Source organism: Henriciella pelagia, assembly GCF_002088945.1.
Lineage (GTDB): Bacteria > Pseudomonadota > Alphaproteobacteria > Caulobacterales > Hyphomonadaceae > Henriciella > Henriciella pelagia.
The window spans coordinates 546,800-559,914 of record NZ_NCSU01000007.1; the positions used below are offsets into that span (position 1 = coordinate 546,800).

Consider the following 13,115-nt stretch of genomic DNA (forward strand, 5'->3'; position numbering starts at 1 on the left):
TCGTGCACCATTTTCACTACCGCAACGGACGTCTTCATTGCGAAGACGTCAGCCTTGACGACATTGCCGACGCTGTCGGAACCCCTGTCTATGTCTATTCATCCGCCACCTTCCGTCGCCATGCGCGCGTGATCGGTGAGGCGTTCGAGGGCATGGACTGCCTCATCGCCTATTCGGTAAAGGCCAACGGCAATCTGGGCGTCCTGAAAACCCTCGCGGCGGAAGGCTGCGGCGCGGATGTGGTGAGTGGCGGCGAGCTGAAGCGGGCTCGCGCTGCAGGAATTCCGGCCTCGAAAATCGTCTTCTCGGGCGTCGGCAAGACGCGGGAGGAGATCCGCCTGGGGCTCGGCGAAGGCATTCACCAATTCAACATTGAAAGCGCGGCAGAGCTGTCCGTGCTGGCTGAAGAAGCCCAGGCGCTGGGCAGGACAGCCTATGTCGCCGTCCGTGTGAACCCTGATGTGGCCGCAGGCGGCCATCCGAACATCTCCACCGGCAAGGCGGGCGACAAGTTCGGCGTGCCATGGGATGACGCGGAAAAGGCATATGACCAGATCGCCGCGACTGCAGGCGTCGAAGCTGTCGGTGTGGACGTTCACATCGGCTCCCAGATCGACCAGATTGCTCCGATGCGGGCCGCGTTTGAGCGGGTCGTATCGCTGATCAAGCGCCTGCGCGAGAAAGGCCATTCGATCAGCCGCGTCGATGTGGGGGGTGGTCTGGGTATCCCCTATCGCGACACCGACAGCCCGCCGCCTCCGGCTGAGTATGCCAATATGATCCGCGATGTAACCGAAGGGCTTGGCCTTCAGGTCATCCTTGAGCCGGGCCGTGTGATCGCCGGGAATGCTGGCGTAATGGTGACCGAAGCGCTCTATATCAAGCCTGCGCCGGAGCGGACATTCCTCATCGTTGATGCCGGCATGAATGACCTGATGCGACCCGCGCTCTATCAAGCACATCATGAGTTCATGCCTCTGCGCGAGCGCGGCGCGAGCGACGAGACCACAACCTATGACGTGGTCGGTCCGATCTGCGAATCGACCGACAAATTCGCTGCTGAGCGCACCATGCCCGTAATGGAACAGGGTGACCGGATCGCGATAATGTCAGCGGGGGCCTATGGTGCCGCGCTTTCGTCGCAATACAATGCAAGACCATTAGTGGCAGAAGTGCTGGTGAATGGAGACAAGTTCTCCGTCGTGCGCCGCCGCCCGAGTTTTGACGAGATGATTGCGCTGGAGACAACCCCTGATTGGCTGAGCTGAAACGCATCCCTGGTGTGCAGTCCAAGATAGCGCGAACCCGCGGCGCGCTGTGGAGACTGTATGCGGCAAAAGCGTTCTGGCCCTATCTGATCCTCGTTTCGACATTTCTTTTCATCGCCCTGTCGGGACTGCTCGATACATCAACTGAAAAGTTTGCGTCGCTGGCGCTGATCATCTTTGTGATCGCCTCGCTCGTGTCCGGGATTCTCGGCTGGGCCCGTTTCTCGGGCCCGACGCGAAGCGAAGCCATCGAGCTTCTGGACCGCCAGTCGGATTTGCGGCCGCTCGCCATGCTCAGCGACCGGCCATCACGACCGGATGTTGCGGGCGTCGCCCTCTGGCGCGCCCATGAAACCCGCCTCACCGATGCCGCCAGACGTCTCAACGTCCCGAGTTTCGCGGCGCAGTGGAAGCGCTTTGACCCGCTTTATCTGCGCTATCTTGTGCCGACAGTGCTGGCGCTCCTGCTGGCCATGACATGGACTGTGGCTGGCGAGCGGCTGCAGCGCGCCTTTTCGCCAGATTTCGGCAGCCTGTTCGGGGCCGAGACAATCCGCATCGAAGCCTGGATTACGCCGCCGCCGCACACCGGGCGCCCGCCCGTCTTCCTGACAAGTGACCAGGAAACGATCCGCGTTCCGGCCGGTTCGGAAATTACCGTCCGGGCGCAGGCACCGTCCGCGCCGAAGCTGCGCATTCAGTCGGCTGACGATCGTCAGACAATCGCTTTCGAGGAAACGCCCGAAGGCGCCTTCGAGGCCAAAGGCACGATCATGGCGGACAGCGACATCCGCGTGAGATGGTGGGGCGACCGCGCTAACTGGCAGGTCCGCGCCTCACCCGATGCGCCGCCGCAGGTGGAGTGGGTGTCAACACCTGAAATGACGCCGACGGACCGACTTGAATTTGAGTGGTTGGCAAGTGACGACTATGGCGTTGTGTCTCTGGCTCTCATTCTTCAACCGACAGACACAGAGATTTCGGGTGATCCCGACCCGGTCGCGCTTCAGCTGCCATCGGTCACGCCGAAGCAGACCCAGGAGGAAACATCGATTGATCTCACCCGGCACCGCTGGGCTGGTCTCGAAGTTCGCGCCACGCTGAGGGCGACCGACGGTGCTGGCCAGTCAACCGACAGCGAGCCGGTCGTATTCATCTTGCCCGAAAAATTGCTGCTGCAGCCGCTTGCTCGCGCCATTCAGGATATCAGGGTCACGATCCTGCGGGAGGAAGGTGCCTACGCTGAGATAGACAATGCCAATGACGAAGCGCTGCAGTCGGGCGCGATTTTCACGGCGGCGACCCAGAGGATCAACCACGCGCCTCCGGGTATCAGGCGTGCTTCTCTGATGATCGAAGCGGTCACCTATGAAGCGCCCAATTACTTCGAGAATGTCAGCATTTATTTCGGACTTCGTCATGCCGACGCTATTCTGCAGTCGGCCTCATCGACCGATGAAGCGGCTACAACCGACCCACTTCTCTGGTCGCTCGCACTCGTCGCCGAATATGGCACGGCGGCTGACGCGCTGCGTGCCCTGCAGGCGGCCCGGCGGGCGCTGGAAGAGGCGCTGCGAGACGGTGCATCCGAAGCGGAAATTCAAAGACGCTTGGAGGCGTTTCAACAAGCTGCCCGCAACTATCTTGCAGCCCGCATGGCTGAGGCGCTGGCAAATGGGCTGGAGGCCCCGGCTGACGATACTGACAGCGCGCAGAGTGGGGGTGGTTCGGGTCTGGGCGGATCGGATTTTGCGGACATGCTCGATGCGCTGTCTGACCTGACCGAGACCGGGGCGACCGATCAGGCGCGCCAGCTTCTCGCCGATATCACCAACATGCTCGAGAATCTGCAATTCCAGCAGGGCAGTGGCAGCGGCGATGGCTTGCCCGGCATGCCGGGAGAGCAGGGCGAGAACGATGAGGATGTCCCGCAGGAAGAGCGCGAACTGACAGATACGCTGCGCGAACTCTCCGACCTTCTGCGTGAACAGCGCGAGCTGAATGACGACACCATGGCCGAAGAACGCGGTGAGCGCGGCCGGCAGGGACAACAGCCGAATGGCGAAGAGGGTGAAGGCGAGGGCGAAGGCACCAGCCTTGCAGACCGTCAGGATGGACTTGGTGATCTGGTCGAGGACCTTCAGCGCCGTCTCGAAGAAGAAGGTCGGGGCAGCGGGGAGGATGGCGAAGACGCTGAAGGTTTCGCCGGCGTTGACGAGGACATTCTGAACGCGATCGAGCGATCACAACGCCGCGCGGCTGAAGCGCTCCGCGATGGCAACACCATGCGCGCCCAGCGCAATCAGGATGAAGCCACCGAACAGTTGCGTGACCTTGCCCAGCAGCTCGCAGGTGCGCTCGATGAACTGCGCCGCGAACGCCTCGGCGATGAATATGGTGACCAGTCCCAGCAAACAGACCCGTTCGGGCGACCGATGGGCGGCGTGGCGGATGGACGGAATGTCGACATTCCCGACGAGGCCGAGCGCCAGCGTGCCAAGGACATTCTCGAAGAACTCCGCCGGCGTTATGGCGACACCGCCGATGAAGAAGAGCGCAACTACCTCGAACGGCTTCTGGACCGGTTCTAGACGGCTTCTGGACGGTGTTTGGACTGTTTCTGGACGGGTGTTTCCGGCTCAGGCAGCGCTCGGCCCGCCATCCGATCCATCACCACCCGCAAAAGCCCGCATCATGAAAATCGGGACCGAGCCCCGCTCCGTCATCGCCCAGTCCAGCGGCTGGTCATGCGGCTCTGCGGCAAGCTCGTCCAGCATCTGCACATGGAAGCCCAAACCGCAGGCGAACACCCGTCCATCCTGTCGTATTTGCTGCAGGGCGCGGTCATAGTGACCCTTGCCGTAACCGAGCCTGTTACCCAGTTTGTCGAAGGCCAAAAGCGGCACAAGGACAAGCGTCGGCTGGGTCCTCGGGGCCGACTCCAGAGGCTCCTTTAGGCCGAAGGGGCGCTCTTCGAGAGGCTCGCCCGGCGACCAGAGCCGGAAGCTCATTTCGCCATCATCCTCGAGGCGCGGAAGTGCCAGTTTTGCGTCCGCCCCCGCCAGTTTTTCCATCAGGGGGAGGGGGTCTATTTCACTGCCAATCGGCCAGTAGCCACTGACAATCGGGCCATACCGTTCGAGCAGTTTAAGCGGAAACTTCCCCGCCAGCGTCTCGCCGGCATCCGGGTCACGCGCATGCGCTTCCTCACGCAGCAGCTTCATGTCAGCACGCAGGGCGGTCTTGTCGGTGCCAGTCAAACCTTTTCCTCGATGCCGACCAGGGCCTTTGCATAGGCGCTTGCGCTAAAGGGTTGAAGATCCTCGGCTTTTTCGCCCACGCCCACGAAGTGAATCGGCAGGTCATGGGCCTCTGCGACCGCCACCAGGACGCCGCCCTTGGCCGTGCCATCGAGCTTTGTCATGACAATGCCTGAGACTTCAGCCGTGTGCCGGAAGGCCTCAACCTGGCTCAGCGCGTTCTGGCCGACAGTCGCATCGAGAACGAGGATGACGTCATGAGGCGCGTCCGGCTCGAGCTTGCGCGTCACACGGACAATCTTCGCCAGCTCTGACATCAGCTCGGCCTTGTTCTGCAGTCGCCCCGCCGTATCGACGAGCACCAGGTCGAGATCTTCCGCCTTGGCTTTTTCAATCGCTTCATAGACGAGACCGGCCGCGTCAGCGCCTGTCGGCTTGGAGAGGACCGGAATCCCGGCCCGTTCCCCCCAGACGGTCAGTTGTTCAATCGCGGCGGCGCGGAACGTATCCCCGGCCACCAGAAGCGCCCTCGCGCCCTGCTCCTTCAGCTTGGAAGCGATCTTGCCGATCGTTGTTGTCTTGCCGGAGCCGTTGACGCCGACAAACAGCACGATGCGCGGGCGTGGGCCGTCCGCGAAATCCACCACCTGCTCGCGTGGCTTCATGATGGTCTCGATTTCCTGCGCGAGCGCAAAGCGGATTTCGTCGTCGGTTATGTCCTTGTCGAAACGTGTTTTTCCGAGATTGGTCGCAATGCGCGACGCGACTTTGGCGCCCATGTCGGAGGTAATGAGAAGGTCTTCCAGGTCTTCGAGAGCGTCGTCATCAAGCTTGCGGCCGCCGAACATGCCGGTGAGACTGGTGCCGAGCTTGGAAGAGGATTTCGACAGTCCGCCTGACAGCTTTCCGAAGAAGCCGGGGGAGCGGATTTCGGCATAAGGGTCAGGCTCTCCGCGCGCAATGGCGGCCTGGCGTTCTTCTTCCTTGCGGCGGGCCTCGGCCTCTTCAGCTTCCTTCTTCAGCCGCGCTTCTTCGCGGGCCTGCTCGGCGCGGCGACGCTCTTCCAGAAGCTTCAGCTCAGCGTCAGCCTTCTCGCGTGCGGCCTGTCTTTCGGCTTCGAGCTTGCGGGCGCGCTCGGCCTCTTCCTCAAGGCGTCTGGCTTCGGCTTCGGCGCGTTCGGCGTCCTGTCGTGCGGCTTCGTCTTCCGCCGCCTTTTGCCTCGCAGCTTCAGCAGCCTTTCGAGCCGCCTCTCGTGCCTCTTCAGCGCGGCGGGCTTCTTCTTCAAGGCGTGCGGCTTCAGCGGCGGCTTCCTCGCGTTCGCGTTTCTGGCGTTCTTCCCAGGCACGGTTTGCTTCAGCGACCTTGCGTTCGATTTCGGCCTGCTCAGCGGCCTTTCGTTCAGCCTCGGCTTTTTCGGCGGCCTCCTTTGCGGCGATTTCCTCGGCGCTCAGCTCTGGTTCCGGCATGGCAGCGCCGGCGTCCTGTAGCTCTTGTTTTTTCTTCTTCTTGCCGAACCAGAGGATCATACAGGGGCCCCGATCAGTTTCTTGCCGTCCTGAGCGACTATCCGCGCCAGAACCGGTCGTCCAGCCTCAAGCGTGTCAAAGCCTTCCAGTGCGACCTGGGAAAAGTCGCTGAGGCGGCCATTGGTTTGCTGTTCGACCAGAACTTCAAGCGTTCTGCCGACATGCAGCTCCAGATGCTTTGAAAGCGCATCCGCGCCGACCGCCCGCAGGCGCGCAGCCCGCTCCTTTATGAGGGTTTTTTGCAGCTGTGGCATCCGCGCAGCTGGCGTACCGGGGCGCGGGCTATAGGGAAAGACATGCAGGAAGGACAAGCCGCAATCCTCGACGAGGCGCACTGAGTTTTGGAAATGCTCTTCGGTTTCTGTCGGGAATCCAGCGATGATGTCTGCGCCAAGCGCCATGTCCGGCCTGATCGAGCGCAGCGTGTGTGCGAGCTCTATTGCCTGCTCGCGTGAGTGCCGTCGCTTCATTCGCTTGAGGATGAGATTGTCGCCGTGTTGCAGGGACAGGTGCATGAAAGGCGCGAGGCGCGGTTCAGCCATGGTTTCGAACAGGGCGTCGTCAATCTCGATTGCATCGATGGATGAGATTCGCAGTTGCTTCAGCTCCGGCACCAGCTTGAGGATGCGCTGGACGAGATTGCCGAGCTGCGGCTGTCCGGGCAGGTCAGCGCCCCAGCTTGTAAGGTCGACCCCCGTCAGCACGATTTCATAGTGTCCGGTCTCGACAAGACGTCGGATCATCTGCACGACTTCCCCCGCCGGAACCGAACGGGAATTGCCCCGGCCATAGGGGATGATGCAGAAGGTGCAGCGATGGTCGCAGCCATTCTGGACCTGCACATAGGCGCGCGCCCGGCCCTCCATGCCGTCAATCAGGTGGGCGGCGGTTTCCTTTACCGACATGATGTCGTTGACGAGGATCTTCTCCTCGCCATGGGTGATCGCACGCCCGGCCCAGGTCTCGGCCTGCATCTTCTCATGGTTGCCGATGACGCGGTCGACTTCCGGCATGGCGGCAAACTCGCCAGGGTCGATCTGGGCTGCGCAGCCTGTCACGATAATTCGGGCGTCGGGATTGTCCTTCTTTGCCCGGCGGATCGTCTGGCGCGCGGTGCGCACAGCTTCGGAGGTTACGGCGCATGTGTTGACGATAATCGCATCATCTAGCCCTGCAGAATCTGCATGACCGCGCATCACCTCAGACTCATAAGAGTTGAGGCGGCAGCCTAGCGTGATGACCTGCGAGCGGGTCCGGGTGGGCGTTTCATCTGTCATGACGGTGTTTCCGGGCGGATGTCGCGCCGAATGACCGAAAGATCAAGGGATGCGCCTCAGACCTCGAAGCTCATCTCCAGCTCGACGGGGCCGGTCATCAGAACGTGATCATCGGATTCCTGCCAATGAATGATGAGTTCGCCGCCATCGAGGATCAGTTTTGCGCGGCGTTCTGTCTTTCCCGCGCGGGCGGCGCAGACAAGCGCTGCACACGCGCCCGTGCCGCAGGCCTTGGTCAGTCCGGCGCCGCGTTCCCAGACCCGCAGGCGGATCGTTTCGCGGTCAATGACCTGCGCAAAACCGACATTCACGCCTTCCGGGAAGAGCGGGTGCCACTCGACCAGCGGGCCAATATTCGGAATGTCATAGGCGTCCACGTCGTCAACAAAGAAGACAGCATGTGGATTGCCCATGGAGACCACGGCCGGTTTGGCAAGATAGGGCTTGTCCATCGGCCCAATACGGACGTCTACGCCGCGGACATCCATCTTCTCCGAGAGTGGAATATCTTCCCACCCCATCAGAGGCGAGCCCATGTCGATGGTGACGAGGCCGTTATCAGCCTTCTGACCTTTCAGAACGCCGGCATTGGTGCGGATCTTGACCTGATCCTTCTGGGCCTCCGCCAGCAGGAGGTGCGCAACGGCGCGCGTACCGTTTCCGCAAGCGTCGACCTCCTCGCCGGAGGAATTCCAGATGCGCAGATAGGAATCGACCATGGTATCGCGTTCAATCGACATCACCTGGTCGGCCTGCATCTGCTCTGCAATTGCGCGAATACGGTCTGCGTCCGGCGTGAACTTGCGGTCACGCGCGTCGAATATTGCGAACGCATTGCCCGCGCCGTTCATCTTCCACACCCTCATGATGCGGAAGATAATGCAGGCATCGGCGGGACCAAAGGCAAATCTATCGCGGAAGCCGGGAGGCGAGCACCCAGCCGGCCACCTGTGACATCGCGGCCACAATCAGAAGGATGTCCGCGACCGGATGACGCCAGAAGAGTGCGAGGACCGCAACACCGATGCAGATCCAGTTCACCCGGTTGTCGCTGATGAGATAACCGGCAGGGCGTCTCTGGGCTTCGATATAGGGCAGGGTCAAACCATGCCAGGTGCGGTTCATGTGCGGCGGGCCGAACACATCCTGAAGCTCCTTGGGATCTGTAATGCCGGTGAGGCCGCACAAGGTGCGTGCATCGACCTGGCCAAGTTCAACCACCTGTTTCAGCGTCATCGTTCCGAGCATGCTGGCGATAGCCATCAGCACGGTCGCGATTGCGACGCTAAACAGGGCAAGCCCGTCGAGAAGGTTTGTCATCATCGCAGGCTAGATGGGGATGGCCGCCCAGTAATCGAAGTCGAGAAGCACATCGGGATGGTATTTTCCGTCTTTGCCCCTGAGCGGGAAGTCTGAGCACGGGTGATCTTTTGCAGCTACGAGGCGCAGGCGCAGGGCCCCGGTCTTCGAAGAAAGCTCGGCCTTGTCGAGGACTTCCGACCAGGCATAGATCGTGTCACCGGCAAAGAGCGGTCCGGTATGCGTGCCTGCATTGATGGCGAGCATCTGGGCGGCGCTTTCCAACCCGTTGAAAGAGAGGGCCCGCGCGATGGAGATCACCACGCCGCCATAAATGAGGCGCTTGCCGAATCGGCTCTCCTTCTGCGCATGCGCATCGAAATGAACCTTGGCCGTGTTCTGGTAGAGGCGGGTTGCTGTCTGATGCTCGGCTTCTTCAACCGTCATGCCGTCGACATGGTCGATTTTCTCGCCGATCTCATAGTCGCCATAGCGCCATTCTGACCCTGCCAGCGCGTCGTCCCAGTTCGTGTAGTCGGGCGCGATGAGGTCAGATGAGGCAACGGCGTCGGGCAGGTCCGGCGCGCTGACATCGGGTGCGGGGCTGGCGGCGTCCTTCTTGTGGACCATGACCCATCGGACATAGGACAGAACGGTCTCGCCCCTCTGGTTCTCGCCGCGCGTGCGGACCCAGACAACGCCCGTCTTGCCGTTCGAGTTTTCCTTCACGCCGAGAACTTCTGACACCGCCTTCAGCGTATCGCCGGGGTAAACAGCCTTCAGGAACTTGCCATCGGCATAGCCAAGATTGGCGACGGCATTGAGCGAGATGTCCGGAACGGTCTTTCCGAACACGACATGAAAGGCGAGCAGCGGGTCGACCGGAAGAGCCGAAAATCCGTTCGCGGCGGCGAAGGTCTCGGCCGAATAAAGCGCGTGCCGGCTGCCGGTGAGGGCGCGGTAGAGCGAAATATCTCCGGCGCTCACAGTCAGCGGCGTCGCATGGATGATCTCCATGCCCGGATTGAAGTCTTCGAAATAATTGCCCGGATTGGATTTCGTCATGCGGCCCTCGGTCTGATTTCGGGGCCGGCTTGGCAAAGTGTGAATGCGGGCCCCTAGGTTCTGAGCACCACCTGCACTGCCTCATCCTCTGAAATCAAGGCTGAAGCGCTTGGGTCATGGAAAAGAATGACCAGAAACGCTGTCATCAGGGTCATAGCGGCAAATTGCGCCTGAGGACGGCGGACAAGGTCACGGGCTCCCGCGCTGCCATAAGCGACGAGTTGGGGGCCGAAGAGAAAAGCAGCTGACAGCAGGAGCAGGCCGGCGGCAGTGAGAAGAAGGATCGACATGCCGCCTTATCTCACAAAGGCTTTTCAGCTCCGCTTAGCTTTTCGGTGAAATTTCACCGATCTGCGAGTTACCTGATTTCCAGCAGCTTCTCGATCGGACGGCCAAGCACAGCCCTGTTTCCATTGATGCCAATGGGGCGCTGGATGAGGCGAGGGTTCTCGACCATGGCCTCGTATAGCTTCTCGTCCGACAGATCGTCCGGAATCTCGAACTTCTTGGCGTCCTTGTCGCGAAGAAATTCGCGCGGGGAGGAAGCGCCCATCTTCCTGGCAATGTCCTTGAGCTCGTCCACGCTCAGCGCTTCGCCGGCGTTCATGTATTTTCGGATTTCCGGCTCGACGCCATTCTCCTGCAGCAGGGCGAGACCGTTACGAGATGTGCTGCAGCCGGTGTGATGAAGAAGTTTGTACGTCATCAGCCTGCCTCCATTTCCTTAATTGCGGCATCGACCTCGACGATGCGGCGGGCTTCCTCGAGGTGGAGCAGTTCGGTCATCTTGCCATTGACCTTGAGGACACCTTTACCCGCATTGGCCGGGTCCGCGAAGGCGGCGATCACGTCGTGCGCCTGGGCGACATCAGCCTCGGCTGGTGCGAACACTTCATTGGTGATGGAGATCTGTGAGGGGTGGATCAGCGTCTTGCCATCAAAGCCGAGCAGACGACCCTGGCGTACCTCATTCTCAAGGCCTTCAGCATTCGAAATATCATTGTAGACGCCATCAATCGCAAGAATGTCATAGGCTCGGGCGGCCGCCAGGGTCAGACCAAAGAAGGTCTGGAAAGCCAGACGGCTTGGATCATTCACCGCCCGTAGCTCCTTGGCGATGTCATTGGTGCCCATCACAAAGGCGGTAAGGCGTGTGCGTCCTGCGGCTTCGGCGATGTCCTTGATGTTCAGAATCGCCTTCGGCATCTCGATCATGACCCAGAGCCCCAAATCTTCTGGTGCGCCCGCACGGCTCAGCGCATCGTCGAGGTGGTCAATGTCCCCACCATCGATGACTTTCGGCGCAAGGATCGCATCTGGCCCGGCGGCGACGGCGGCCTTCAGGTCATCCATGCCCCATTCTGTGTCGAGGCCGTTGATACGGATGACAACTTCGCGCTTGCCATAACCGCCGGCTTTTACCGCGCCACATACGGTGTCGCGGGCCTCAGCCTTTGCGTCAGGGGCGACAGCATCTTCCAGGTCGAGGATGAGCGTGTCGGCAGCAAGTGTCTTTGCCTTCTCAAGCGCGCGTGGATTGGCGCCCGGCATGTAAAGGCAGGAGCGACGAGGTCTGTTCTGGGCTGTGGCAGTCATATTGTTTGGTCTCTCAAGCGTGGCTCGTGGCGCCTTCGATGGCGCGAGATCGCAATTGAGTCCAGTGCATCGGCCAATTTGCCGCTACCGCGTCGCCTCATTCAGAATGGCGGTCAGCGTCTCTTCGATACGCGCTGCCGGGGTCGTCTCTGGTGCCACCGCATACTGTCGCAGGACAGACGACACATCCTGGCGAATGACCTGCACGCCGCCATCCGTTTCGACGACAAGGATCTTCATCGGAAGTTCGATACCAAGGGCGGGATTGGCCTGCATGAGCGGCGTACCTGACGATGGGTTGCCGAAGACGAAGAGGGTTGATGGACCCAGTGTCAGGCCGGCACCTCGGGCGCCTTCGGCGTGGTCGATTTCGGCAAAAAGCGTCAGCGGGCGCGCTTCGATGGCGCCGCGGACCCTCGAAACCGTCTCGTCGAAACTGTGGGCGCTCTTCCTCGCGACTATGGCCTGGGGCGCCGCCTGCCCCGCGTTCGCGAATTTCGAAGGCGACCCGAATTCCGGTGTTGCCGAACATGCGGCTGCAATCGAGAGTGTGAGGAGGCTTGCAATCAGGGCAGGTTTCATGGTGCGTCCTTCGGGGTGAAATGATCCTGGCCGTCAGGCTAACATGAAACAGGAGCCGGACTTCAATGAGCGATATCAGCGGCCATGTGAGCGTCGGGTTCGAGCCTGTGCGCGATGTGTTTGAGGAAAATTTCGAGGCTGGAGAAGAGTTAGGGGCCGGGTTTGCGGTCATCCTGGACGGTGAAGTGATTGTCGACCTTCGCGGCGGCTATACCGATCGCAGAAAGGAGACGGCGTGGAGCGAAAAAACGCTCGTCCCCATCTATTCGACGACCAAGGGCATCAGCGCGCTCGTCCTCGCAAGCGTCATCGGCACACTTGAAAATGGCTATGACACACCGGTCAGCACTGTTTGGCCGGAATTCGCCGCGGCAGGAAAGCAGGACATCACGATCGGCCAGCTGGTGTCGCACCAGGCCGGTCTGCCGGGCTTTGCCGATCCGATCGACCCCGAACTCTGGCTGGACCCACCCGCGCTGGCCGCCGCGCTCGCAGATACGCCGCCCATGTGGGAGCCGGGCACGGCGCATGGATACCACCCATCGACCTGGGGCTATATGGTGGGAGAAATCTTTGCGCGGATCGCAGAACGGAGTCTCGGGACGGCGCTGCGCGAGGATTTCTGCGAGCCTTCCGGCATCGATTTCCATATCGGCCTTCCGCCATCGGAACATGGCCGCGTCGCTGAGGTGCAGCGGCCAAAGGAATTGCCGCGCATGGGCGAGATCAACGCCTACAAGACCGCGGCCTTCCTCACCAAATGGTCGTCGCCGCGCCGCGTCGACAGTTTGTGGAGCGAGCTGGAATTGCCCCACGCCAATGGACACGGGACAGCGATGTCCGTCGCGCAGCTTTATGGCATCTACGCCAATGGTGGCCGACTTGGCGAAAAGCAGGTCATTCCGGAGGCATCCTTTGGCGCTCTGACCCGGCGCCAGACGATGGGTCAGGACCTTGTGTTGCCGTTCGTGACGGAATTTGCCGCCGGGGTGATGCGAAACAATCTCGGCATTTACGGGCCGAATCCGGACACGCTCGCCCATTCCGGCTGGGGCGGGTCGCTGGCGCTCGGAGATCCGGCGCGGTCGCTGTCGGCCGCTTATGTAATGAACCGCCAGTCCAGCTACCTGCAGGGCGACCCGCGTGCGCGGCGGCTGGTTGATGCCCTTTATGGATGCCTATAAACCGCCCGTCCTTGACAGTGCGGAGCGGCCTCCTGCCGTTTTGGTTTATGGAAAATGA

General features: G+C 61.2%; 13 protein-coding genes. 3 read left to right on the forward strand and 10 right to left on the reverse strand.

Annotated features, from left to right (window positions below):
* Window positions 1-2 precede the first annotated feature (2 nt).
* Both lysA and B8746_RS05390 read left to right on the forward strand, forming a co-directional pair.
* On the forward strand, window positions 3-1,268 hold the full coding sequence (gene lysA / locus B8746_RS05385) for a diaminopimelate decarboxylase (protein ID WP_084392216.1): 1,266 nt from the start codon (window positions 3-5) through the stop codon (window positions 1,266-1,268).
* The gene (locus B8746_RS05390; protein WP_084392220.1) at window positions 1,256-3,859 is read left to right on the forward strand and encodes a DUF4175 domain-containing protein; all 2,604 of its coding nucleotides are present in this window, start codon (window positions 1,256-1,258) and stop codon (window positions 3,857-3,859) included. Before lysA ends, B8746_RS05390 begins: the two co-directional genes overlap by 13 nt.
* A 48-nt stretch (window positions 3,860-3,907) precedes the next feature.
* Here B8746_RS05390 and B8746_RS05395 read toward each other — a convergent pair whose 3' ends face one another.
* From B8746_RS05395 to B8746_RS05440, 10 genes are all read right to left on the reverse strand, one after another.
* Window positions 3,908-4,528: a 5-formyltetrahydrofolate cyclo-ligase gene (locus B8746_RS05395; protein ID WP_095380827.1), complete on the reverse strand. Its 621-nt coding sequence runs from the start codon at window positions 4,526-4,528 to the stop codon at window positions 3,908-3,910.
* A complete protein-coding gene (gene ftsY / locus B8746_RS05400; RefSeq protein WP_084392222.1) occupies window positions 4,525-6,054 on the reverse strand; it encodes a signal recognition particle-docking protein FtsY in 1,530 nt (509 codons plus the stop codon). Before ftsY ends, B8746_RS05395 begins: the two co-directional genes overlap by 4 nt.
* Window positions 6,051-7,331, reverse strand: a complete 1,281-nt coding sequence (gene mtaB / locus B8746_RS05405) for a tRNA (N(6)-L-threonylcarbamoyladenosine(37)-C(2))-methylthiotransferase MtaB (protein ID WP_084392225.1) — start codon at window positions 7,329-7,331, stop codon at window positions 6,051-6,053. The genes ftsY and mtaB overlap by 4 nt, the downstream gene beginning before the upstream one ends.
* A gap of 56 nt (window positions 7,332-7,387) precedes the next feature.
* Window positions 7,388-8,197, reverse strand: a complete 810-nt coding sequence (dapF, locus tag B8746_RS05410; RefSeq protein WP_084392228.1) for a diaminopimelate epimerase — start codon at window positions 8,195-8,197, stop codon at window positions 7,388-7,390.
* A gap of 43 nt (window positions 8,198-8,240) precedes the next feature.
* Window positions 8,241-8,651 carry a hypothetical protein gene (locus B8746_RS05415; RefSeq protein WP_143434529.1) on the reverse strand — a complete coding sequence of 137 codons (411 nt, stop codon included), beginning with the start codon at window positions 8,649-8,651 and terminating at the stop codon, window positions 8,241-8,243.
* Between the two features lie 9 nt (window positions 8,652-8,660).
* Entirely contained in the window at window positions 8,661-9,695 is a 1,035-nt protein-coding gene (locus tag B8746_RS05420; protein ID WP_084392233.1) for a MaoC family dehydratase, read from the reverse strand.
* Window positions 9,696-9,748: 53 nt separating this feature from the next.
* Window positions 9,749-9,985 carry a hypothetical protein gene (locus B8746_RS05425; RefSeq protein ID WP_084392236.1) on the reverse strand — a complete coding sequence of 79 codons (237 nt, stop codon included), beginning with the start codon at window positions 9,983-9,985 and terminating at the stop codon, window positions 9,749-9,751.
* A gap of 68 nt (window positions 9,986-10,053) precedes the next feature.
* Window positions 10,054-10,401, reverse strand: a complete 348-nt coding sequence (locus B8746_RS05430; protein WP_084392239.1) for an ArsC/Spx/MgsR family protein — start codon at window positions 10,399-10,401, stop codon at window positions 10,054-10,056.
* Window positions 10,401-11,291 (reverse strand): HpcH/HpaI aldolase/citrate lyase family protein, encoded by an 891-nt coding sequence (locus B8746_RS05435; RefSeq protein WP_084392242.1) that lies wholly within the window; start codon window positions 11,289-11,291, stop codon window positions 10,401-10,403. Before B8746_RS05435 ends, B8746_RS05430 begins: the two co-directional genes overlap by 1 nt.
* Before the next feature lie 84 nt (window positions 11,292-11,375).
* Window positions 11,376-11,873, reverse strand: a complete 498-nt coding sequence (locus B8746_RS05440; RefSeq protein WP_084392244.1) for a DUF302 domain-containing protein — start codon at window positions 11,871-11,873, stop codon at window positions 11,376-11,378.
* A gap of 65 nt (window positions 11,874-11,938) precedes the next feature.
* Between B8746_RS05440 and B8746_RS05445 the strand changes: the two genes are divergently transcribed.
* Entirely contained in the window at window positions 11,939-13,057 is a 1,119-nt protein-coding gene (locus tag B8746_RS05445; protein ID WP_084392247.1) for a serine hydrolase domain-containing protein, read from the forward strand.
* The last annotated feature ends 58 nt before the right edge of the window (window positions 13,058-13,115 follow it).